The sequence below is a fragment of the Streptomyces enissocaesilis genome (assembly GCF_039533765.1).
GTDB lineage: Bacteria > Actinomycetota > Actinomycetes > Streptomycetales > Streptomycetaceae > Streptomyces > Streptomyces enissocaesilis.
Map to the genome: position 1 here is coordinate 79,731 of NZ_BAAAUD010000021.1, position 20,298 is coordinate 100,028.

The following is a 20,298-nucleotide window of genomic DNA, read 5'->3' on the forward strand; positions in this document are numbered from 1 at the left end:
TCAGCCTCCTCGCTGTGTCGCCCCCACCCCTCCAGGGTCTCCGCACCCCGCGTGGTCCGCACCCGAAGGGCCCTCACCCGCCTGGTCCCGGAGCGGGGCCAGCCAGCCCCGTGCGCGCAGCTGCGCGACGAATCCCTCGTACGACTCGTCCAGCGCCGCCCGTTCCCGCTCCACCGGATCGACCTGCCGCCCCGCCGCCGTCATCGCCGCCGCGCTCGCGGAGAGGTCCGGGTGGAGGGTGCCGGCGGCGGCGAGCAGGGCCGCTCCGAACGCGGTCTCGGCCCGTCCGGCGACGCGCAGCGGCCTGCCCAGGACCGTGGCGCGGATCCGGGTCCACAGGTCGCTGCGGCTGCCGCCGCCCGCCGCGTGCAGGGGGCCCCGCACCTCGACGCCCAGCGCCTGGACGTGCTCCAGGGCGAGGCGCTCCAGAAAGGCCACGCCCTCCAGGGCCGCCCGGTGCCGGTCGGCCTCGTCCTGCGGTGCGCCGGTGCGAAAACCGCGTGCCTCGCCGCGGACGAACGGGAAGCGCTCGCCCTCACGCCGCAGCGGATAGTCCAGGTACGAAGCCGGGCCACGGGCGTCCGCCGCCGCGTCCAGGCCGGGCAGGCGGGCCGGGTCCACCGCGGCGAGGGCCTCGCCGCCGGTGTTCGAGGCGCCGCCCGGCAGCCACCAGCCGTCGGGGTGGCGGTGGCTGTAGAGGGCGCCCGCCGGATCGGTGACCAGCTCCCGGGTGACGCCCTTGAGGACGTACGTCGTTCCCAGTACGCCCACGAACTGTCCCGGCTCCACGGCGCCCGTGGCGATCTGGCCCGCGCACCCGTCCGTCATGCCGAGGCGGACCCGGCAGCCGACGGGCAGACCGGTCTCGGCCGCCGCCCGCGCCGAGACCGTGCCGGCCTCCGTGCCGGGGGCCCGCACGGCGGGCAGCAGGCCGGAGGGGACGTCGAAGGCGTCGAACACCTCGGTGGCCCACTCGCCCGCGCGCGGGTCGTAGCCGGTCTTGAGCGCGTGACTCCAGTCGGTGGCCACCGGGTGCCCGGTCAGTCTGCGGCCGAGCAGGTCCGGGGTGTGCAGGAGGAGTTGGCCGGGGCGGGAGCGGTTCGCGTACCAGACGAGCTTTCCGAGCGCGGCCGTCGGGCCGACGGTCAGGCCCAGGGCCCGCCACCGCGGCGCGCCCAGCCCCTGCGCCTCGGCGTTGAGGCCGGCGGCCCGCCGGTCGTCGTACATCAGGGCCGGGCCCACGGGCTCCCCGTCCGCGTCCGCCAGGACCAGCGTCCCGGAGGTGGCGGACACGGCGACCGCCAGGACCTCCCGGCCACCGCCGGGCAGTGCGGCCGTGGCCTGCCGCAGGGCGGCGGCGGTCGCGGGCCACCAGGCGCGGGCGTCCTGCTCGCTGTGGCCTCCCGCGCCGCGTACCGGCTGGGGCAGCGCCGCCCGCCCCTCGGCGAGGACCCGCCCCCGGGCGTCGGCACACACCACCCTCACCGCGGCGGTGGCCACATCGATGCCGGCCACGACGGGGGCGGGGGAGCGGGGTGCGCCGGCGGTGCTGCTCATGGGCGGGACGGTCCTCTCGTGTACGCGTGCAGGGGTGGACGCGGGAGCGGGTGTGGGGGGCGGGGGCGGGATCAGGTGGTGGCGCGGGCGGCGACCGGTTCGGCGGCGGCCTCCTGGAGGGACTTGCCCTGCACGATGGCCTCCTCCGACGCCCTCGGCAGCTTCAGGAAGAGCGTCAGCACGGCGGCGACGACGTACAGGCCGGCGAAGATCAGTACGACGCCGTCCCGGCCCAGCGGGCCGAGGAACAACGAGACGATCGCGGGCCCCACGAAGGCAGCGCCGCCCGCCCCGAGGTTGAGGAGCGCCATCGCGCCACCCTTGTTCTCGGGGGCCAGCGACGGCATCAGCGCGGAGATCGGTACGAACCCGGCGAGCGTGGCGCCGTACACCATGCCGACACCGACCGCGACCCAGTAGTCGTCGGTCAGCAGCTTGGGCACGAAGTACAGGGCGAGGACGCTCAGCGCGCAGCCGACCGCGCCGAACCAGCCGATGGTGGTGCGCCAGCCGATCCGGTCGCTGACCACCCCGAAGAGCAGGTTGAAGAAGATGTTGGTGGCGAACATGATCGACAGCAGGCGCAGCCAGTCGCCGTCGGAGAAGCCCATCTCGTCGGTGAAGAACGCCGGGAGGATCACCCAGAGGCCGAACTGCGGAGCGGTGTTGATGACGCGTACGACGCAGCCGACGGCGACCTTCGGATTGGTCCAGGCGATGGACAGACTGCGGGCCAGCGACTGGACCGGCTTGACCCCGGGCGGCGCGAGCCGGGAGTACCCGGTCCTTTCGCGTACGCCGAGGAGGCAGAAGGCGCCGCCGATCGCGATCAGGGCCAGCGCGACCCACAGCGTGCCGAACTTCCCGAAGAGCGGGTTGGTGACGGACGCGGTGAGTGAGCCGAGCGTGGGCAGGCCGCCGGTGAAGGCGAAGTAGAACCAGCCGACGGCCGCGCCGAGCCGGGCCACCGGGGCGGTCGCGGTGACCCACACCAGGAAGGAGAAGGCGAAGAGCGGATAGCCGAAGCCGCGCAGGCCGTAGAAGACCAGCATCAGCGTGTAGTTGTCCTGGGCGGCGCCGAGGGTGAGGAACAGGATGTCGAAGACGATCCAGATGGCGAGCCCCATCTGCATCACCCGCCGCGGGCCCCACAGTTCGGACAGGGCGCCCGACAGCCAGGAGGCGAGCATGACCGTGACGCCGTACGCCGTGATCACATAGCTCGCCCGGACCTCGCTGCCGGCGCCGTTGCCCTCGATGAACGGTGCGATGAAGCCGGACTCGACCCCGTCGCCGATCATGAAGATCAGGACGCCGACGAAGCCGAAGAGGAGAGGCCGGGGGATGCCGACGCGGTCCCAGACCGTCTCCGCGCGGCGTCCGGCGGGCGGGGTACGTCCGGCGGGCGGGGTGCGTCCGGCGGATGCGGCGGTGCTGCTCATTGCTCGTGCCTCCACAGTGAGGTGCCGATGGCCCGCGGACGTACAGCCGCGATGGGAATGCATCATGACCCCTGTGAAATTAACACGCAAGATTTTAAGAAACCCTGTCCTCAGCCGGTGGCCGCGACGTGCACGTCCGTGCGCTCCCTCAGTGCGGCCAGCAGGTCCCCGTCCACCCCGTCGTCCACCACCAGATGGTCGAAGTCGTCGAGCGGACCGAGCCGGTGCAGCGCGGTCCTGGCCAGCTTCGTGCGGTCCATCAGCAGCACCTTGCGGGTGCCCGAGGCCAGCATCGCCCGCTTGACCAGCACCACGTCCTGCTCCTGGTGGTACGTCATCCGGGCGTCCATCGCCGAGGTGGAGACCAGCACCATGTCCACCGAGAGCGCCTCTATGGCCTCCAGGCAGGGCACGCCCAGGAAGGAGTCGTGGGGATGCGAATACTCCCCGCCCAGCGAGATCAGCCGTATGTCCTCCCGGCCGGCGAACAGGTCGATGACCCGCCGGGCGTTGGTCACCACGGTCAGCGGGGCGTGGTCCATCAGCAGCCGGGCCAGCGCGAGCGCGGTCGTGGAGTCGTCCAGCATCACCGACATGCCCGGCTCGACCAGGTCGGCGGCGGTTCTCGCGATGGCCCCCTTCTCGGTGGTGTTGACGCCGAGCCGGTAGTCGAGGTTCGACTCGAAGACCGTCGACGGCAGCGCGGAGACCCCGCCCCGGAAGCGGCGCAGCACCCCGCGCCTGGCCAGCTCGTCGAGGTCCCGGTGGACCGTCATCAGGCTCACGCGGGTGAGCTCCGCGAGCTCGGCCCCACTCGCCGTCCCGTGCTCCAGTACGTGCTCGGTGATGATCTGTCTGCGGGCTTCCGCGCCGGTCGTCGTCATGTGCCCAAGTTTCGCGTACCGCCGGACAGGGGTGCCCAGGTGGGGACGTTGAGCGACCGCAGGGCGGTGTGGGTGTCCGTCACCTCGACCTCGGTCACGGCCGCGTTGTCCAGCCGGGGGAACACCAGGCGGTAGCGGCCGACCGGGATCGAGAGCATCGCGCACAGCGCCATGCGCAGCAGCGTGTTGTGCGCCACCACCAGGACCGTGCCGCCCGGGTGCCTGCGCGCGAGGCCGCGCAGCGCGACCGAGGCGCGGGCCGCGGCCTCGGACGGCGGCTCCGACCCGGCGAAGGCGCCGAGCTCGGCGTCGTCCAGGAAGCGCCGTACGGCCTCGGGGTCCTCGGCCGCCATCTCCGCGATGGTGCGGCCCTCCCCCCAGCCGAAGTCCACTTCGCGCAGGCCCTCGACGACCTCCGGCTCCACACCGAGAGCCTCGGCGGCGGGCCGGGCGGTCAGCCGGGCGCGGCTGACCGGCGAGCAGGCCACGGTGTCGACGCCGCGCCGCTTCGCCCAGCTTCCCAGCTCCTGTGCCTGCCGCAGCCCCTTCGCGGTCAGTGCGACGTCGGAGACGCCGGCGTACCGGTTCTCCGCGTGCCATTCGGTCTCTCCGTGCCGTACGAGCAACAGCCGGGACGTCATCGACATCTCTCCCTCGTCTCCCTCGTCTCCCTCGCGAGCGACCGGCGCGGGCCGGGGCCGTGCCGGTGGCTCATTGCGTCTTCAAGGCAATGCTGTTAAATCTATCAGCGCCAGTGTTAATGACGCTGCGGCGCTGCTGAAGCCCGGCGCCACCGCGACCCCGAGAAGGGCCCCGCCCCATGCGCATCCTTGCCGCCGGTGATCATTTCGTCCGCCCCGACCTCCTGCGCACCGCCCTGCGCGAGGAACTCGGCTCCGCCCCGGAGATCACCGAACTCACCCTGCCCTGGCCGCACGAGCCCTTCGGTCCGGTCGGTGACGTCCAGGAGGCGAGCGGTACGGAGGAACAGCTGGCCGAGGCGCTGGACGGCGCCGAGCTCTGCGTGACCCAGATGGCGCCCTTCACCGAGAAGGTCTTCACGGCCTGCCCGGACCTGCGCATGGTCGCCGTCTCCCGCGGCGGCCCGGTCAACGTCGACCTCGCCGCCGCCACCCGCCACGGCGTCGCCGTCTCCTTCGCGCCCGGCCGCAACGCCCCCGCCGCCGCCGAGTTCGCCATCGGCCTGATGCTCACCGCCATGCGCCGCATCACCACCGCCGACGCCGAACTCAAGCGCGGAAAGTGGCGCGGCGACTTCTACGCGTACGACGAGGGAGGCATCGAACTCGACGGCGCCACCGTCGGGCTCGTCGGCTACGGCGCCATCGGCCGCATCGTCGCCCGCGTCCTGCGCGCCTTCGGCTCCCACGTCCTGGTCGCCGACCCCTACGCCGACCCGGCGGCCGCCCGCGCGGAGGGCGTGGAGCCGGTCGAGCTCGACGATCTCCTGCGCCGCAGCAGCGTGGTGAGCCTGCACGCCCGTCTCACCCCCGAGACCCACCACCTCATCGACGCCGCCAAACTGGAGCTGCTCCCCGAGGGCGCGGTGCTGGTCAACTCCGCCCGCGGCGGCCTCCTCGACTACGCCCCGCTTCCGGAACTGCTGAGGAACGGCCGCCTCGGCGCTCTCGCCCTCGACGTCTACGACATCGAACCGCCCCCCGCCGACTGGCCGTTGCACCACGCCCCGAACGTCGTCACCGCCCCGCACCTGGCCGGCGCCACCCGGCAGACCGCGCACCGCGCCGCCGCCATCACCGCCGCCGAGGCCGGCCGCTTCGTACGTGGGGAGAAGCTCGCCCACCCGGCCAATCCCGAGGTCCAGGAAGCCGCGCGCCCATGAGCGTGATCATCGGCGTCGACATCGGCACCTCCGTCACCAAAGCCGTCGCCTTCGGCGGCGAAGGCACCCCGCTGGCCTCGGCCGCCCGCCGCAGCAGCGTGGTGCGGCTGCCCGGCGGCCGCGTCGAGCAGGACCCCGACGACGTCGTCCGTACGGTCGCCGAGGTCATACGGGAAACCACCGCCGCACTCGCCGGACCGCCCGCCGCGCTCGCCCTCACCGGCCAGGGCGACGGGCTGTGGCTGCGCGACGCGGACGGCCGCGCGGTCCGGCCCGCCATCTCCTGGATGGACGGCCGGGCCTCGGACCGCGTCGCGCGCTGGCTGGAGGACGGCACGGTCCAGGAGGTGTACGGGCACACCGGCTCCGGCATGTTCCCCGGCTGCCACGCTCCGCTCCTCGCCCACCTCCAGGAGCACGAGCCGCAGACCCTGCGCCGCGCGGCCACCGCCGGTTACTGCGTGGACGCCGTCGCCCAGCGCCTCACCGGACGCGTCAGCGTGGACGCCTCCGACGCCACCCTGCCCTTCCTCGACCCGGTGAGCCGCACGTACTCGGCCAAGGCGCTCGCCGCCTGCGGACTGGAGGACCAGGCGCACCTGCTGCCCGCCCCCGCCGCGCCCGGAACCGTCCTGACCCTCGACGCCCACGGCGCCGGCCTGCTGGGGCTGCCCACCGGACTGCCGCTCACCGCGGGTCCGTACGACCTGCCGGCCTGCGCGACGGGCAGCGGCGTGCGCGAGGTGGGCGACGGACTGCTGACCGTCGGCACCACCCTCGCCTGCCAGGTCCTCACCGACCGCGTCCGGACGGACGGCTCCGCCGAACCGGCCGGCATGTGGCTGTGCACCCCGGACCCCGACCGCTGGCTGCGGGCGATGCCCGCGATGGTCGGCACCGCCGCACTCGAATGGTTCCTCGCCCTCACCGGTGCCACCAGGGCCGACCTCGACGGCCTGCTCGCCGACAGCCCGCCGGGCGCGAAGGGCGTCACCGCGCTGCCGTTCCTCTCCGGCGCGGGCGAGCGCGCCCCCTTCGTGGACCCGGCGGCCCGGGGCCGCTTCGACGGACTCACGCTCGCGCACACCCGCGCCGACGTGGTGCGCGCCCTGTGCGAGGCCATCGGTTACGCCGCCCGCCACTGCCTGGAGACCGCCGGTCTCACCGGTACCCTCGCCGCCTGCGGCGGTGGCACCCGCTCGGGGCCGTGGGCGCAGCTCTTCGCCGACGTCCTGGGGCGTCCGGTCCGCATCCCGCTGGAGAACGAGGTGGGCGCGCTCGGCGCCGTACGGGTGGCGCGCCGCTTCCTCGGCGAGGGCCCGGAGACGAAGCCGCAGTCGTTTCGCACCGTGGAGCCGCGCCGGGCGTCACGCGCGGTGTACGAGGACGGCTACGCCGCCTACCGCTCCGCGCTCGACGGGGCCCGTGCGCAGTGGGAGCGGCCCGCTCCGCGCTGACCGACGACGACAGCGCAAGCGGCCCGACGCAACCGCAGGCCGCTTGCGCTCAGCTTCGGCTTCCCGGTCTGCCGCCGGGGCGCCTCGCTCCTGCGTACCGCCGTCGAGGACACCCTCGCCGAGACCGGCACCCCCGACCGTTCGTACGCCGCCGTCCACTTCGTCTCCGGCCCCCGAAGGGCGCCCCCTTCGGCCGCGTCGGCACCGGTACCTTCGCCCTTCGGTCCGACGACCCCGCCGCCGCCTCGTTCACCTCGTTCGGCAACGTCACCGCCGGGAACATCGGATCCCCCGAACCCGTCCACGGCTGCCCGGGCGCCCAGCTCGCCCTCCCCCGGGGCCCCGCGAACACAGCCCGGCCGTCCAGCCGAGCGAGCCGGAGACCTGCCGGTCCTGACACCCTGCCCCCGGGGACCCGCGCGGTCGCAACTACGCCTTGGACAGGGCGGCGGCGCGGGCCTCGCGGATCGGGGCTCCTGCCCGGTGGAGGCTGGTGAGCGCCTGCCGGTACGACGTGATCAGGCTGGTCTCCAGGTAGTCGATGCCCAGCTCCCGGCAGTGGTCCCGGACGATGACCTGGGCCCGGCGCAGGTGGGGACTGGGCATGCTGGGGAACAGGTGGTGCTCGATCTGGTAGTTCAGCCCGCCGAGCATGAGGTCGGTGAACCAGCCGCCGTGCACATTGCGTGAGGTGAGCACCTGGCGGCGCAGGAAGTCCGGGCGGTCGTCACCGGTCAGGATCGGCATGCCCTTGTGGTTCGGGGCGAAGATGGACCCGAGGTAGACACCGAACAGGCCCTGGTGGACGGCCAGGAAGGCGATCGCCATGCCGGGCGGCAGCACCAGGAACAGTGCGGCCAGGTAGACCGCGAAGTGCGCGAAGAGCAGCGTGCCTTCGAGCGTACGGTTCTTGAGCGAGCGGTCGGCCAGCGCCCGCACGCCCGCCACATGCAGGCTGAAGCCTTCCAGCGTGAGCAGCGGGAAGAACAGGAACGCCTGCGAGCGGCCGAGCAGCCGGGGCAGCCCCTTGGCCGCGCGCGCCTGGTCCTGGGACCAGACCAGCACGTCGGGCAGGACGTCCGGGTCGAGCTCCGCGTGGTTGGGGTTGGCGTGGTGGCGGGTGTGCTTGTCCTGCCACCACCCGTAGCCCATCCCGATACCGAGGTTTCCGGCGATCCGCCCGGACCGCTCGCTGGCCTTGCGCAGGCGGAACACCTGGCGGTGGGCCATGTCGTGGGTCACGAGTGCGACCTGGCCGAAGACCAGGGCGAGGAAACCGGCGACCGCCAGGGTCCACCAGCTGTCCCCGACGCGCACGAAGGCGACCCAGCCGCCGACGTAGAGGGCCGTTGTCGCCGCGATACGTACCGTGTAGTAGCCGGGGCGGCGGCCCATCAACCCGGCTGCGGCAATCTTCTTCGACAGCTTCGCGAAGTCACTGCCGGTCTGGCGAGGGGGTATGGGCGGGGGGTGGACGGAAGTCTGCACACTCATGGTGAGGACCCTTCTGGTGGGGCGCGCGGAGTGGGGGTGCGGCGTGGCCGGGTGCCTTCGGCGGCGCTCGGCGGCATCGCCGTCGGCCGGGCGGGGGCCGCGGGCGCGCGGCGGGGACTCACAGCGGGCTGCGTGCGCGGTTCTCGGCCCGTTCCACTGGCGGGGGGCCGGATATGACCGGGGAGGCGGGGGATCGGTCGGGCGGGGCGGCGGCGCCGGGTTGTGGGGGGAGTGCGGCCTTGTCTTCGGCGTCCACCTGCCGGGGACCGTCCGTGACCTCCTGGGTCCGGCCGGTCAGGCCGTCAGCGGCACAGGCGACGGCTCTTCTTCTTGTCAACGGTAAGGCACATCGGTCGGAGCCCCGCTGTGCCGTTTCTCACCCTGCCGTTCCCACCGCGGAGCAACCCGTCCAGGGCGGCGGCGCCTCCCCGCCGTATGGCGCCCGTCCCCCCTGCCCGCGCGGAGAACCCCTGCCGGACGTGTACGAACCGGAGGCTCCGCGGGATGCGCGTACTGCGGCCGCGGGCGGGTGAAGCGGGCCGGGCCGCGCGGGGTGAGGAGCGTGTCGAGTGCCCGGTACCGGCTCCGCGCAGCCGGTACCGGCGACTAGCGGTCCGGCGGTGACGGCGGACGCCTGTCCCGCAGGTAGGGGGAGAGCCGGTCGAGGAAGACGCGCTGGCCGGTCACGAGCCGGTCGTGGGCGCTTTCTGGCGTGCACCATGCGACCTGGTCGATCTCGGGGAACTCGCGCCGGACACCGGATCCCCTCGGCCACTCCATGGTGAACGTCCCGAAGACCGCCAGGGCGGGGTCGAGATCCGCCTCGATCGCCCAGACCGTGACGATCTTGCCGCTCGCCTGGCGGGACTCTCCGAGAGGTAGCGGTTCACCGTCGGGCACCGGGAGGCCGAGCTCCTCCGTGAACTCCCGGCGAGCGGCCGCCTCGGGCGTCTCGTCCGGTGTGTACTCGCCCTTGGGGATCGACCAGGCCCCGGTGTCACGGCCGGCCCAGAACGGACCGCCCATGTGGCCGATGAGCACCTCGACCCCCGTTCCCGAGGACCGGAAGAGGAGGAGTCCCGCGCTTCGCTTGCCCGACATGCCGTCAAGTCTGCGTGCCGGGGCGCTGCGAAGCCAACGGAAACGGGAAGGGCCGGTCCCCGGACGGGCGGGTCCGTTGGTGTGCGCGGCGCCGCGTTCCGGCTGTCCCTGTGCGCTGGTGGGGTAAACGGGGCTCATGAGTGAAGTGGTGCAGGCAGGAATGTGGGGGCTGGTGGCCGGGTCGGCCCTCCTGCTCGGAGCGCTGTTCGGGTACGGGGTGCGGGTCCCGCAGTGGGTGGTGGCCTCGGTCATGGCGTTCGGCGCGGGGGTGCTCCTGTCCGCGGTCTCCTTCGAGCTGGTCCAGGAGGCGTACGACCAGGCCGGGCTGGTTCCGGCGGCGCTGGGGACGGTGGGCGGGGCGGTGGCCTACACGGCGGGGAACGTATGGCTGGCGCGCCGGGGAGCCCGGCACCGCAAGCGGTCCGGGCACCGGCAGTCCCAGCCGTCGGAGTCCCAGCAGGCCGGTTCCGGCCTGGCCCTGGCACTGGGCGCCCTGCTGGACGGTGTGCCGGAGTCGGCGGTCATCGGCGTCAGCCTGGTGGACGGCGGGGCCGTCAGTACGGTGACGGTGGCGGCGGTGTTCATCAGCAATGTGCCCGAGGGCCTTTCGAGTTCCGCGGGGATGCGGAAGGCCGGCCGCAGCAAGAAGTACGTCTTCGGCATCTGGGGTGCGATCGCCGCCGCCGGCACGGTCTCGGCGGTGCTCGGCTACGCCGTTGTCGGCGGGTTGCCGACCGGGGTGGTGGCGGCGGTGACGGCAGTGGCGGCCGGTGCGATCCTGGCGATGATCGCCGACACCATGATCCCGGAGGCGTTCGAGGACGCCCATCTGGCGATCGGCCTGATCACGGTCAGCGGGTTCCTGGTGTCCTTCGCGCTGTCCCACGCATGACCGGACCCGGGCCCGTGCTGTCCCACGCATGACCGGGCCCGGACTCGGGCCGCGGACCCGCACCCCGGGCTCCCGCGCCTTCGCCTTCGCGTTCTCACCCTCCGGACGGCCGTCCGCCGTCACGCCGGGCGACCGTGGACTCCGGGGGCAGCGGTGTGAAGCGGATGGTGTCGTGGGAGGCCAGCGGCCCCGTCTCGTAGAGCAGGCCGACGGTGGACGCGCCCGTCTGCACCAGGTCCGAGTATCCGGCCGGATCCTCCGAGACCGACCACGCCGACCGCCACGACCGGCCGCCGTCGTCGCTGGCACGCACCTGCATCCGGAGCCGTCTGTCCGGGTGCGACGGCCCGGAGTACAGCAACGGCCCCTTCCCCGGCCGGCCGGAGACCTGGAGCACGCTGCCCTGGACCGTCGGCCCCGCCAGCTGGGGCTGCGGCCGGAAGGGAACGGACAGTGTGAGACCGCCGTCGGCGCTGTAGGCGTCCGCACGGGTGCCCTCGGCCGTCCGGTCGTGGTCGCGGGCGTTGATGTAGACCGTGCCGTCCGGGAGCTCGGCCAGCGTGCTCTCGTTGAGCGCGAGCGGGCCGCTGACCGATCCGCTCACGTACCCGACGTGCCAGGTGTGCCCGCCGTCGTCGCTGTGGAGCGAGTGCGCGCCGCTGAGTCCCGTCGTGCCCGAACTGTGGTTCGCGGGCACCAGCAGCCGGCCCCGGTGGCTTCCGTGCCGCAGGGCGACCGCGTGGCCGGGGCCGACGGCGTACCAGCGCCAGTCCGCGGACTTGACCGATCCGGTGATGTCCCGCTGCGCGGACCACGTCCTGCCGCCGTCGGTACTGCGCTGGACGTACACACGGCGCACCGAGGCGGCGGCCTTCCCGGACATCACCTGCCGCTTCGTGGCACCGCCGATCGTCCGGCAGGTCAGCAGCACGACGTCTCCGCTGCGGGGGTCGATCACCGGGACGGGGTTGCCGACCGTGTCCTTCCCGGCGTCGGCGACCAACTGCATCGGCTGCCAGGTGCATCCGCCGTCGAGCGAGCGCCGCAGGACCAGATCGATGTCGCCGTCGTCGGCGGCGGAGTTCCGCCGGCCCTCGGCGAAGGCGAGCAGCGCACCGCCGGGCCCGGGCACGTGGAGCGCGGCCGGGATGCGGAAGGTGTGGTAGCCGGACGCCCCCGACCGGTAGGGCACGGAAGCCGCGCACGGCGCCGGTGGCTCGTGTGCCGCGGGTGCCGGAGCCCGGGTCACCCCCAGCCCGGCGACCAGGGTCAGCAGAAGGGCCAGTCGCCGACTGGCAGTGGCACGGAGTCTCATCGCGTCTCTCGTCCGGTATGGCGTTCCAGGCTTCATCCCGCCTGCCCGGAAGGAACGTAGCGGCAGGAAACGCCTGCGCCTGCGAGCGCCACGCCCGCGGAAGGAGGTGACCGGGCAGCCCGGCGGCAGCGGACACGGCAACGGCGTCCGCGCCGCCGCTCGGGGTGTCAGCGGCGGCGGGGGAGGCGGTGCAGGCGGACCTCGCTCAGTCGTCCGTCCTCGGCCACAGCGGTCATACAAGTGCAGTGGGGCTGTCGCCGCCGATCGGTCGGCGAGCCCGGGTTCAGCAGCCGCAGCCCGCCGGGAGCGGTCGTGTCCCACGGAATGTGGCTGTGGCCGAAGACCAGAACGTCCAGGTCGGGGAAGCGCTCCGCACACCTGAGCTCCCGCCCCCGGGCGGCTCCGGTCTCGTGTACGACGCCGAAGCGCAGCCCACCGAGCTCGGCCCGCGCCACTTCGGGCAGCCGCGCCCGCAGTTCGAGGCCGTCATTGTTGCCGTACACCCCGATGAGGAGCCGCGCGTGCGCGTCGAGCAGGTCGAGGGCGGCCGTGTCCACCCAGTCGCCGGCATGGATCACGACGTCGGCTTCCCGTGCCCGTGCGAGGAGCTCGGCGGGCAGTTCCCGGGCGCGTGTGGGCAGGTGGGTGTCGGAGGTCAGCAGCAGGCGCACGTACACCACCGTAGGCGCGTCGGCCGTCCCCGGCGCGGACGCCGGGGACGGGTGCCCGGGGCGGGTGTTCGGACGCCGGCTTCCTGCGATCGGGTGACCGTCCGTCAAGCCGGGAGGCGGACACGGGAAAATGACTCGCGTGTCCCACCTCGGCAGTGCGAGGCTGACGCTCGTCGAAGGGGTGTAGCTCAGAGGCCAGAGCGCCGGTCTCCAAAACCGGATGCCGCAGGTTCGACCCCTGCCGCCCCTGCCACCGGCACGTGGCCCACGGACCCCGGACGTGGGCCACGGGAGCCTCCCGCCCGCGCCGGCGCGGTTCTCTATCGCCGGGCTGCCGGGCTGCCGGGCTGCCGGGCTCCTGGGGGTTCCCGCCCCTGGCCTGCGCGGATAGCGGTGGGTGACCGTTCGGAATGCGCCGGTGCGCGCGTACTGCTTCGCTAGTGCCGCCCGCTCTTCCCTTCACCCGAGGAGTGATCATGAGCGTTGCAGGTGAGTCCGGCGGTCGTGCCCAGCAGCTGCGCCAGATGGCGCAGGAAGTGGAGCAGGCCGCGGAGCGTGCCACTGACCCGGAGCAGCGTCAGCGGCTGAAGGACAAGGCCCGCCGCCTCAAGGAACAGAGCGAGCAGGCGAGCAGCATGGGCGGCGGGGACATCTACCCCCCGCAGTAGCGCCCTTGCGTCAGCACCGGCCGGTGGCTGCCCCCACGCTCCGAGCGTGCGCGAGGCCACCGGCCGGTCACGTTGGGCCGCGGCCGGCTCGGCACTGCGCATGCGGGCCGACTTCCCGCTCGCCGGAGCCGGCACGGACCCGACGCCGGTACGGGCGCTGGAACATCTGCGCGGCCGCACTCTGCCGGCCATGCTCGGCGTCGCCCTGCCCGACATGGACTACGCCGTCGCCGGAAAGACGGCCACGCCGCACGATCTCGCCCGTCAGGTGAGCAGCCGCACGCCGCTGGACTCCGCCTGCGTCCTCGTCCCGGCGTTCGTCCTGCTGGTCGTCGCCTTCCGCTCCCTGGCCGTCCCGCTGGTGTCGATCGCGCTCGATCTGCTGTCGATCGGCGCGGCCTGCGGGGTGCCGGCCCGGATCTTCCAGGGGGCCACCTGGGGCCGGTGCCCGGCTTCACCTCGTCCGGGGAAGTGGTGAGCCGCCTGCCCCTCGTAGGAGGAGTGGTGGGCCGGCTGCCCCTCTTCATGTTCATCATCCTGTTCGGGCTGAGCATGGACCACCACATCTTCGTCTTCAGCCGCGTGCGCGAACGCCGGTCGCCCGGAACGGACGCCCGCGAGGCCGTGGTCGCCGGCATCGCGGCGAGCGCGGGGGTCGTGACGAGCGCGGCCGTCATCATGACCGGGGTGTTCTCGGTCTTCGTGACGTTGTCCGCCATCGAGTACAAGATGCCGGGTACGGGAATGGCCGTGGCCGTCCTCGTCGACGCGACAGTCGCACGGGGCGTACTGCTGCCGGCTGCCATGTCGCCGCTCGCCGAGCGGGCAGGGGCACTTCCGGGCCGGACGGCCACGAGCGGCGGGCCCCTTCGCCGATGACGTCGGGGCCCGTGACGGCTACTCCGCCGACCGCTTGGGGTGGTGCCTACGGCGTTTGGCCACCACGTAAGCCGCGGTCAGAGCGGCGGCTCCGGCTGTCAGCCCGAGGCCGTACGCGGTCTCGGCGCCGCCGCTGCCCCCCGCGGTACTGCCGGTGCCGGCGTCGACCCCACGGGACGGGGCCGCGGTCACCTGCCCGGGCTCCGTGGGCGGGACGGGGGCGGCGGTGGCCGTGTCGAGGGGGGTGGCGGTGGCCGTGCCGACGCTGTTCCTGCTGGGCAGGGCCTCGCAGGCTATGCCGTCGTCCGGCCCCTGGTCCTCGTCGAGCCGGTTCGGGTCACTCGGGTCTCGGTCGAACTCGGCCTGTGCCTCCTCCTGGAAGGCGAAGTCCCGGCAGTCGAGGTCGACCTGCGCCTGCGAAACGCCGGACAGCTGTGCGGAGGCGGCGACAGCCAGTACCAGGGCAGCCGCGGCGGTGCGAAGGTTCATCTCTCGACCGTAAGTACGGTGATATTGGTTGGCCAGGGCAGGGATCTTCCGCAGCCGGGGCCGGGGGTCGGCCGTGGGGAGACGGTGCAGCAGTCGCCGATTGCCCCGAGCGAGTGACCGCCGTGCCGGCGCGGCGGGGCGAGCGGACTACCGGGCGGGACCCCGGACCGTGATGCCATCCGCATGGCTTTGGGCAGCGGGGGAACCGGACACCGGTACATCACTGGGAAACCCGGTGAGCCGGACAGCGGATGGGGCTCAGGGGCCGGGGCGCCGAGCCTTGGGACAGCAGCACACCGTACGGGCGGTTCTGGAGCGGCCCCGGCCGCCCCGGAAGCTACGACCTCGCCCGTACACTGCCGCCGCCGAGGGGCACGGACGGCAAGGGAGCAGCAGGAGGATCCCGCCCATGCGGCCGGGGGCCCGCCGTGCATCCTCGAGCAGCGTGAACCGGTGTCCGCCGAGCCGGGAGCCCGGCTGCGGACGCCGGGGGAAGCGCAGGGGGCTCCACCGCGCGCTCGGTGAGAAATGCGAGAAATGTGGTGTGTTGTGTATCGGGCCGGGTACGCGCAGAATCACGCCGACTCCGAGGGGTGCTCGGGCTGCTGCCCTCTGTGCCGGCTTTTCAGGTAAAACTTCCGCGCATTCTTCGCACGAGAGGAACCAACGATGTCCGACGAAACAGCGCGAGGCGACGACGTCTACCAGCCCGCGAATTCAGACGCGGACAACCGGCCGACCGGCGATCTCGACATGGAGAACGCTCTTGGAGAGCGAGGGGTCGACGAGATGCAGGTGGAGGGGTACTCCCCGCCCGACGAGCCCCTGGCGGTCACCAAGCACGGCACCACGGGCGAGGAGCAGCGCGAGGGTGAAACCCTCGACCAGCGACTGGCGGAGGAAGTGCCCGACGTGCAGCCGCCGGTGGGCGACCAGATCGGCGATCTGCCCGAGGGCGAGGGCGAGCCCTTGGAGGGGGCCGCGCCGCAGCGCGACACCGGCGTAACGGGTCAGGACGTAGGCATGGACGGCGCTGCGGTACCGGCCGAGGAGGCCGCGATGCACATCGACTCCCCGGAGGACGACGAGACGTTGTAGTCGGTAGTCGCTGCGGCCGGAGCGGTTCGGCGGCGGAGCCACTCCGGGCCGGACGGACCGGGCGGACGGGAGGATCAGGCGCGTGACCGGTTTCGGCCTCCGGTGATCAAGCGGTACAGCACCAGGAGGATGAGCGATCCGACGATGGCCGCGATCCACGTGGACAGTTCGAAGAAGCCGTCGATGGAGTCGACGCCGAAGATCACCTTGCCGAGCCAGCCGCCCAGCAACCCGCCCGCTACCCCGATGAGCAGGGTGATGATGATGCCTCCGGGGTCCTTGCCGGGCAGCAGCGCCTTGGCGATGAGGCCGGCGAGCAGTCCGATGATGATCCAAGCGATGATGCCCATGGGTGTCTCCTTGTCTCGCACGATGCTCACGATGTTTTCGTCTGAGCGCGTAGGTCTCGGACGGGTCTTCAGACATGCGGACGCGCGCACGGCAGGTGCCGGACGCCGACGGGCCACGGCTCAGGGGCGCGGCGCGGAGGCCAGCCGGTCGCATTCCCGGCAGGCCTCCGCCGGGCCGGGGAGAGGCGGAATCCAGGTGTCCCACGGAGTGGCCGGCTGGTCGAGCGGCGCCGGCTGCATGTTCGTGGTGTCCATGCCGCACAGCGTCTGCCGCTCCGGCGCCCGGCCGGTCCCGTCGGTCTCGGCAGCGTGCACGATGCCGATGTCCTCCACTGCGCCCATGCCGCCGAGGGACCGCTGGGCAGTGATGGCGACCTCGAATACCGCAGCGTAGCCGTTCACATTTCCACACTAGCCACGTCCGTGGGCGGCTGCCTGCCGACGTTTTCCCGCGGGCTCCGCGGGCCGGGTCGTCCGGCTGTCCGGGGCCGGGCGGTCCGGTTCCGCACCCCCGTTGCCGCAGCACTGCCGCACACCGGGCGCCGCGCCTCGGGCTGCCCGGGATGTCGTACGCCGACCGCTGTCCGGCCCCGCGCGTACGCAGGTCGAAGCCGTACCGCGCACAGCAGACCCCTCGCCACCACGATCTCGTGCGGCACCTTGAGGGTGTCCACGTCCTGCGACAGCCCGGCGGCGCTGAGCCGCCCGCTCGCCCGGGCCGGGGCAAGTTGTTCCGCCAGTGGTGGACAGCGCGTTCGTTCGGGCGTTCCCTTGGGAGTGCAGGCGCATCACCGCACGAGGGGACGCCCAGTGCTCGAAATGATCGACGTCGCGGTCCACCCCACCGGGCCCGGCGGCTGCCGGGTGGCCGTGGCCGGAGACCTCGACGTCGAGACCGCCCCGGACGTCCGTGCCGCCCTGCACGGTGTGCTGGCCGCGTACGGGCACGTGACCGTGGACCTGTCGGCCCTGCGGTTCTGTGACTGCGCCGGACTGGGCGCGCTGTTGAGCGCCGCCCGTACGGCCGAGGCGCACGACGCCGACCTGATCCTGTCCGCGGTCCCGGACTTTCTGGCCCGCCTCTTGAGGCTGTCGCACAGTCGCGAGGCGTTCACGTACCGGGAAGAGGTGCTCGGGGACGGCTGACGAACCGTCGCGTCAGGACGCGTCACGCGCGGCGGGAGAAGATCCGGCCTCGCGAACCGTTGCCCAGCACCAGGCCGGAGGGGATCGGGCGAGTTGTGGGTGGTCCGTAGAGAACCGTCGCCAGGACGGTACCGAGGAGGCCGCCGAGGAGCTGGGCACCGATGAAGCCGGGGAGTGACCCGGGGGCGATGCCGGTGAGGGAGTCCGTGAGCGAGCGGCCGACCGTCGCCGCGGGATTCGCGAAGGACCCCGACGAGGTGAACCAGATCGCTGCTGCGATGTACGAGGCGACTGCCACCGGGGCGAGTCGTGCGCGGCCTGTGCGGTCCAGCCCGTACACCAGCAGCACCAGTCCGGCCGTGGCGACCGTTTCGCCGAGCAGCACGTGGCCGGCGGACCGTACTTGGGTGGACCAGACGCCGGGCGGCCTGCCGAACATCGCTTCGGCGAGCAGAGCTCCCGCGACGGCTCCGGTGAGCTGCGCGGTGATGTAGACGCCGGCCTCCCGGCCGCTGAATCCGGTCCTGTCGCGCCGCCGGGACCACCATGTGAACAGGGTGATCACCGGGTTGAGGTGAGCCCCGGAGACCGGACTGAACAGGACGAGCAGCAGGCCGAGTCCGATCGCCGAGGCCAGTGCGTTGGCCAGGAGCCGGACTCCGGCGTCCTGGCTGAGCCCGGTGGCCTGGAGGCCGGAACCGATGATGACGGTCACCAGAGCCGCGGTCCCCACCAGTTCGGCGGCCGCTCGGCGTGGCAGTGCCTTCTCGATGTCCATGGCGCGATCCCTCCCCGGATACAGTACAACGGAAAATATATTCCGCATCTTGGAAAAGATGGAAGGTTCTTGCCCGGGCCGGGCTCCGGCGCGGTGCTGCTTGTCCTGCATTGTGACGAGTTGCCATGGGGGCCGTACGGGTGGTGGGCGGCCCCGTACGCAACCGGGCGCCGCCCCGCGGGAGTCCTGTTCCGTCAGTGACGACACCCAGGAGATTCCGATGAACGGCAAGGGCACAGAGGCTTCCGCACTTCCGGTCAGGACGCCGCAGTGGGCATTCGACCCGTACCGCTTCCCCGGTCTGCAGGACTTCGACCAGCAGGACGACACGGGAGCCGTCGAGGGGGACGAGGACTGTTTCCCGCCCGCCCCGGGCCTCCAGCGACGACTGCCCTTCACGCTGAGCGCCGCCGACAGGCGCCGCCTGGACCTTCACGCCGCCCTGACCACCACCGGGATCGCACCGCTCCCCGGCGATCTCGAAGCCATCTGCGTCCTCAGCATGCTCGACGACACCACCATCAATGCCGTCCTGCGGTGGATCACCAGCCCTTGACCGTCCCCGCCGGCACCGACCGCGGAAAGCCCCCCATCGGCCGGGGCAGACGATCACCTACCCTGAACCGGGCGCCGGTCGGCACGGTCACACCGGACCGGCACCGCGCCACCTCTCCGGCCGGCACCTTCAGGATGGAAGCAGCAGCCCATGGTATTGATGATCCTCATCGGCGCGGGCCTCGTAGGCGTAGTAGTCATCGGCATCGTCGCCGCGGTGATCCTGAGCCGGCGCAACCGCAGTGGCGGCGGTGCGGCGCCCTTCCAGGGGGGTTGCCCGCCCCAGCCCCCGCAGTACCCGATGCCGCAGGGCCAGGCGTATCCCCCTGCTCCGCAGGGTCAGGCGTATCCCCCTGCTCCGCCGAACCAGCCCCCGTACCACCCCGGCCCGTACCCCCAGCAGCCTCCCTTCCAGGGGCGGTGAGCGGGTACGGCCGCTGCGCGGCAGGATTCTCCGGGCACAACGCGCCGTCGTTGTGCCCGGAGTGCTTTATCGGCCTCCGGAGATCCTCAGGACCGTACCGGTGGTGCAGGAGGCGTCGGCCGACAGGAGCCAGGCGACCGCGCCGGCGGTCTCCGAGGGCTCGCCGGGCCGTCCGAGTGGGATCCGGCAGCCGCCTTGGCCGGACGGCCGGGGTCGCCCATGGCGGCATGCGTCTCGGTGCCGATGATGCCGGGGGCGACGGCGTTGACCCTGATGCCGTCCGGGCCGAACAACCGCTCCACGTGCGCCTCTTCGGTGGCCGCGTATCCGGCCCTACTCCTTCAGCACCGCTGATCCGTCGGTGCTGAAGGAGTACGGCGAGCGGGACGGGACGCGAGACGCAACCGCTGGTGACTCCCGCCTCTCCTCGGCCGGCGGCCGAGGCTCATCCGTGCTCGCGGAGGTACGCCTCCAGTTCTGCGGCCCCGGTCAGCATCGCCCGCCCGCGGGCGGAGAGCCGGCCGTGCCAGTCGCACAGTGCGGCCTCCAGCGGCTCCAGCCCGCCGGCCGCCCGCACCTGGGCGATCAGCGGGGCGATCTGCTCCAGCAGGTAGCCGCCCCGCCTGAGCTGGTGGGCCAGCCGGACGTCCCGTACGTCGGCCCCGTCGTAGACGCGGTACCCGGTCCGCGGGTCGCGGCGCGGGCGCACCAGCCCGGCACGCTCCCATGTGCGCAGCGTCGCGGGCCGGATTCCGAGCTTGTCCGCCAGCGGTCCGATGAACGTGCCGCCGGGTCCGGACACCGCGGCCGGCCCGGACCCCGCACCGGGCCCGGGCGCCGTGGCGGGGTCCAGGTCGCGGAGGGCGCTCTCCACGGCCTGGAGGGTCCGCCGGTCGTCGAGGAGCTGGACGTGGCTCTCGTCGATGAGGCGGAACGCCCCGTCCACCGCGCCCTGGTTCACGGCCCGCATGATCGACGCCGCCGTCCGGTGGCCGTGGCCGGGCACCAGGGCAAGAAACGCGCGCAGGGCCGCCGCGTGCAGCGAGGTATAGGTGCGGTAGCCGTGGGGCGTGCGACCGGCGGCCGGAAGGATGCCGGCCTCCTCGTAGTTCCTGACCGCCTGTGTGGACAGACCGTGAGCACGCGCCAGATCAACCGGCCTGAGTCGCTCACCGTTTTGAAGCTTTCGGCCCATGCGGCCGACGATATCGCGGGAAAGTCTCAACCGAAGGTT

At 72.8% G+C, this 20,298-nt stretch carries 23 protein-coding genes, 1 tRNA gene and 1 pseudogene; 11 read left to right on the forward strand and 14 right to left on the reverse strand.

What is annotated here, in order from left to right:
* The 4 genes from ABD374_RS11375 to ABD374_RS11390 form a co-directional block, all read right to left on the reverse strand.
* The gene (locus ABD374_RS11375) at positions 1-1,557 is read right to left on the reverse strand and encodes an FGGY-family carbohydrate kinase (protein WP_344494115.1); all 1,557 of its coding nucleotides are present in this window, start codon (positions 1,555-1,557) and stop codon (positions 1-3) included.
* Between the two features lie 71 nt (positions 1,558-1,628).
* A complete protein-coding gene (locus ABD374_RS11380) occupies positions 1,629-2,999 on the reverse strand; it encodes an MFS transporter (protein WP_344494117.1) in 1,371 nt (456 codons plus the stop codon).
* A gap of 110 nt (positions 3,000-3,109) precedes the next feature.
* Entirely contained in the window at positions 3,110-3,883 is a 774-nt protein-coding gene (locus ABD374_RS11385; RefSeq protein WP_344494119.1) for a DeoR/GlpR family DNA-binding transcription regulator, read from the reverse strand.
* Positions 3,880-4,524, reverse strand: coding sequence for a histidine phosphatase family protein (locus ABD374_RS11390; protein WP_344494267.1), 645 nt, complete (start codon positions 4,522-4,524; stop codon positions 3,880-3,882). The genes ABD374_RS11385 and ABD374_RS11390 overlap by 4 nt, the downstream gene beginning before the upstream one ends.
* A 179-nt stretch (positions 4,525-4,703) precedes the next feature.
* Between ABD374_RS11390 and ABD374_RS11395 the strand changes: the two genes are divergently transcribed.
* Positions 4,704-5,747: a 2-hydroxyacid dehydrogenase gene (locus ABD374_RS11395; RefSeq protein ID WP_344494121.1), complete on the forward strand. Its 1,044-nt coding sequence runs from the start codon at positions 4,704-4,706 to the stop codon at positions 5,745-5,747.
* Positions 5,744-7,204 carry an FGGY family carbohydrate kinase gene (locus ABD374_RS11400; RefSeq protein WP_344494123.1) on the forward strand — a complete coding sequence of 487 codons (1,461 nt, stop codon included), beginning with the start codon at positions 5,744-5,746 and terminating at the stop codon, positions 7,202-7,204. The genes ABD374_RS11395 and ABD374_RS11400 overlap by 4 nt, the downstream gene beginning before the upstream one ends.
* Positions 7,205-7,633: 429 nt before the next feature.
* Here ABD374_RS11400 and ABD374_RS11405 read toward each other — a convergent pair whose 3' ends face one another.
* Together ABD374_RS11405 and ABD374_RS11410 are read right to left on the reverse strand one after the other, a co-directional pair.
* A complete protein-coding gene (locus ABD374_RS11405; protein ID WP_344494125.1) occupies positions 7,634-8,698 on the reverse strand; it encodes a fatty acid desaturase family protein in 1,065 nt (354 codons plus the stop codon).
* Positions 8,699-9,304: 606 nt separating this feature from the next.
* On the reverse strand, positions 9,305-9,799 hold the full coding sequence (locus ABD374_RS11410) for an NUDIX hydrolase (RefSeq protein ID WP_344494127.1): 495 nt from the start codon (positions 9,797-9,799) through the stop codon (positions 9,305-9,307).
* 136 nt (positions 9,800-9,935) lie between these two features.
* Between ABD374_RS11410 and ABD374_RS11415 the strand changes: the two genes are divergently transcribed.
* Complete coding sequence (locus tag ABD374_RS11415) at positions 9,936-10,691, forward strand: ZIP family metal transporter (protein ID WP_344494129.1); 756 nt, start codon at positions 9,936-9,938, stop codon at positions 10,689-10,691.
* Positions 10,692-10,785: 94 nt separating this feature from the next.
* Here ABD374_RS11415 and ABD374_RS11420 read toward each other — a convergent pair whose 3' ends face one another.
* On the reverse strand, positions 10,786-11,883 hold the full coding sequence (locus ABD374_RS11420; RefSeq protein WP_344494131.1) for a sialidase family protein: 1,098 nt from the start codon (positions 11,881-11,883) through the stop codon (positions 10,786-10,788).
* A 290-nt stretch (positions 11,884-12,173) separates the two neighbouring features.
* Positions 12,174-12,677 carry a metallophosphoesterase family protein gene (locus ABD374_RS11425; RefSeq protein WP_344494133.1) on the reverse strand — a complete coding sequence of 168 codons (504 nt, stop codon included), beginning with the start codon at positions 12,675-12,677 and terminating at the stop codon, positions 12,174-12,176.
* A 177-nt stretch (positions 12,678-12,854) separates the two neighbouring features.
* Between ABD374_RS11425 and ABD374_RS11430 the strand changes: the two genes are divergently transcribed.
* From ABD374_RS11430 to ABD374_RS11445, 4 genes are all read left to right on the forward strand, one after another.
* Positions 12,855-12,930 (forward strand) — tRNA-Trp (locus tag ABD374_RS11430).
* A 223-nt stretch (positions 12,931-13,153) separates the two neighbouring features.
* Positions 13,154-13,345 carry a DUF6381 family protein gene (locus ABD374_RS11435; RefSeq protein WP_344494135.1) on the forward strand — a complete coding sequence of 64 codons (192 nt, stop codon included), beginning with the start codon at positions 13,154-13,156 and terminating at the stop codon, positions 13,343-13,345.
* Positions 13,346-13,391: 46 nt separating this feature from the next.
* Positions 13,392-13,823: an MMPL family transporter gene (locus ABD374_RS11440; protein ID WP_344494137.1), complete on the forward strand. Its 432-nt coding sequence runs from the start codon at positions 13,392-13,394 to the stop codon at positions 13,821-13,823.
* Positions 13,820-14,224 carry an MMPL family transporter gene (locus tag ABD374_RS11445; RefSeq protein ID WP_344494139.1) on the forward strand — a complete coding sequence of 135 codons (405 nt, stop codon included), beginning with the start codon at positions 13,820-13,822 and terminating at the stop codon, positions 14,222-14,224. The genes ABD374_RS11440 and ABD374_RS11445 overlap by 4 nt, the downstream gene beginning before the upstream one ends.
* A gap of 18 nt (positions 14,225-14,242) precedes the next feature.
* On the opposite strand, the gene ABD374_RS11450 is transcribed toward ABD374_RS11445, so the two are convergent.
* A complete protein-coding gene (locus ABD374_RS11450) occupies positions 14,243-14,713 on the reverse strand; it encodes a hypothetical protein (protein ID WP_344494141.1) in 471 nt (156 codons plus the stop codon).
* A gap of 669 nt (positions 14,714-15,382) precedes the next feature.
* Here ABD374_RS11450 and ABD374_RS11455 point away from each other — a divergent pair.
* Complete coding sequence (locus ABD374_RS11455; protein ID WP_344494142.1) at positions 15,383-15,811, forward strand: DUF5709 domain-containing protein; 429 nt, start codon at positions 15,383-15,385, stop codon at positions 15,809-15,811.
* A gap of 74 nt (positions 15,812-15,885) precedes the next feature.
* Here the strand turns inward: ABD374_RS11455 and ABD374_RS11460 are convergent, their stop codons facing one another.
* Positions 15,886-16,161: a GlsB/YeaQ/YmgE family stress response membrane protein gene (locus tag ABD374_RS11460; protein ID WP_344494144.1), complete on the reverse strand. Its 276-nt coding sequence runs from the start codon at positions 16,159-16,161 to the stop codon at positions 15,886-15,888.
* A 120-nt stretch (positions 16,162-16,281) separates the two neighbouring features.
* A complete protein-coding gene (locus ABD374_RS11465) occupies positions 16,282-16,563 on the reverse strand; it encodes a hypothetical protein (RefSeq protein WP_344494146.1) in 282 nt (93 codons plus the stop codon).
* A gap of 417 nt (positions 16,564-16,980) precedes the next feature.
* Here ABD374_RS11465 and ABD374_RS11470 point away from each other — a divergent pair, with 417 nt between their 5' ends.
* Positions 16,981-17,307: an STAS domain-containing protein gene (locus ABD374_RS11470; RefSeq protein WP_344494147.1), complete on the forward strand. Its 327-nt coding sequence runs from the start codon at positions 16,981-16,983 to the stop codon at positions 17,305-17,307.
* Positions 17,308-17,329: 22 nt separating this feature from the next.
* Here the strand turns inward: ABD374_RS11470 and ABD374_RS11475 are convergent, their stop codons facing one another.
* Entirely contained in the window at positions 17,330-18,085 is a 756-nt protein-coding gene (locus tag ABD374_RS11475; protein WP_344494149.1) for an aquaporin, read from the reverse strand.
* Between the two features lie 220 nt (positions 18,086-18,305).
* Here ABD374_RS11475 and ABD374_RS11480 point away from each other — a divergent pair, with 220 nt between their 5' ends.
* Both ABD374_RS11480 and ABD374_RS11485 read left to right on the forward strand, forming a co-directional pair.
* On the forward strand, positions 18,306-18,641 hold the full coding sequence (locus ABD374_RS11480) for a hypothetical protein (RefSeq protein ID WP_344494151.1): 336 nt from the start codon (positions 18,306-18,308) through the stop codon (positions 18,639-18,641).
* A 150-nt stretch (positions 18,642-18,791) separates the two neighbouring features.
* Positions 18,792-19,064 (forward strand): hypothetical protein, encoded by a 273-nt coding sequence (locus tag ABD374_RS11485; RefSeq protein WP_344494153.1) that lies wholly within the window; start codon positions 18,792-18,794, stop codon positions 19,062-19,064.
* Positions 19,065-19,130: 66 nt separating this feature from the next.
* On the opposite strand, the pseudogene ABD374_RS11490 reads toward ABD374_RS11485, so the two are convergent.
* Both ABD374_RS11490 and ABD374_RS11495 read right to left on the reverse strand, forming a co-directional pair.
* Positions 19,131-19,390, reverse strand: a pseudogene (locus ABD374_RS11490) (SDR family oxidoreductase); the annotation flags it as partial.
* Positions 19,391-19,509: 119 nt separating this feature from the next.
* On the reverse strand, positions 19,510-20,259 hold the full coding sequence (locus ABD374_RS11495) for a TioE family transcriptional regulator (RefSeq protein ID WP_344494155.1): 750 nt from the start codon (positions 20,257-20,259) through the stop codon (positions 19,510-19,512).
* Positions 20,260-20,298: the final 39 nt, after the last annotated feature.

Bases quoted from the DNA above. Each gene is read 5' to 3' on its own strand.
- ABD374_RS11375 (WP_344494115.1), bottom strand. From the start codon at position 1,557: ATGAGCAGCACCGCCGGCGCACCCCGCTCCCCCGCCCCCGTCGTGGCC.
- ABD374_RS11380 (WP_344494117.1), bottom strand. From the start codon at position 2,999: ATGAGCAGCACCGCCGCATCCGCCGGACGCACCCCGCCCGCCGGACGT.
- ABD374_RS11385 (WP_344494119.1), bottom strand. From the start codon at position 3,883: ATGACGACGACCGGCGCGGAAGCCCGCAGACAGATCATCACCGAGCAC.
- ABD374_RS11390 (WP_344494267.1), bottom strand. From the start codon at position 4,524: ATGACGTCCCGGCTGTTGCTCGTACGGCACGGAGAGACCGAATGGCAC.
- ABD374_RS11395 (WP_344494121.1), top strand. From the start codon at position 4,704: ATGCGCATCCTTGCCGCCGGTGATCATTTCGTCCGCCCCGACCTCCTG.
- ABD374_RS11400 (WP_344494123.1), top strand. From the start codon at position 5,744: ATGAGCGTGATCATCGGCGTCGACATCGGCACCTCCGTCACCAAAGCC.
- ABD374_RS11405 (WP_344494125.1), bottom strand. From the start codon at position 8,698: ATGAGTGTGCAGACTTCCGTCCACCCCCCGCCCATACCCCCTCGCCAG.
- ABD374_RS11410 (WP_344494127.1), bottom strand. From the start codon at position 9,799: ATGTCGGGCAAGCGAAGCGCGGGACTCCTCCTCTTCCGGTCCTCGGGA.
- ABD374_RS11415 (WP_344494129.1), top strand. From the start codon at position 9,936: ATGAGTGAAGTGGTGCAGGCAGGAATGTGGGGGCTGGTGGCCGGGTCG.
- ABD374_RS11435 (WP_344494135.1), top strand. From the start codon at position 13,154: ATGAGCGTTGCAGGTGAGTCCGGCGGTCGTGCCCAGCAGCTGCGCCAG.
- ABD374_RS11450 (WP_344494141.1), bottom strand. From the start codon at position 14,713: ATGAACCTTCGCACCGCCGCGGCTGCCCTGGTACTGGCTGTCGCCGCC.
- ABD374_RS11455 (WP_344494142.1), top strand. From the start codon at position 15,383: ATGTCCGACGAAACAGCGCGAGGCGACGACGTCTACCAGCCCGCGAAT.
- ABD374_RS11460 (WP_344494144.1), bottom strand. From the start codon at position 16,161: ATGGGCATCATCGCTTGGATCATCATCGGACTGCTCGCCGGCCTCATC.
- ABD374_RS11470 (WP_344494147.1), top strand. From the start codon at position 16,981: ATGATCGACGTCGCGGTCCACCCCACCGGGCCCGGCGGCTGCCGGGTG.
- ABD374_RS11475 (WP_344494149.1), bottom strand. From the start codon at position 18,085: ATGGACATCGAGAAGGCACTGCCACGCCGAGCGGCCGCCGAACTGGTG.
- ABD374_RS11480 (WP_344494151.1), top strand. From the start codon at position 18,306: ATGAACGGCAAGGGCACAGAGGCTTCCGCACTTCCGGTCAGGACGCCG.
- ABD374_RS11485 (WP_344494153.1), top strand. From the start codon at position 18,792: ATGGTATTGATGATCCTCATCGGCGCGGGCCTCGTAGGCGTAGTAGTC.
- ABD374_RS11495 (WP_344494155.1), bottom strand. From the start codon at position 20,259: ATGGGCCGAAAGCTTCAAAACGGTGAGCGACTCAGGCCGGTTGATCTG.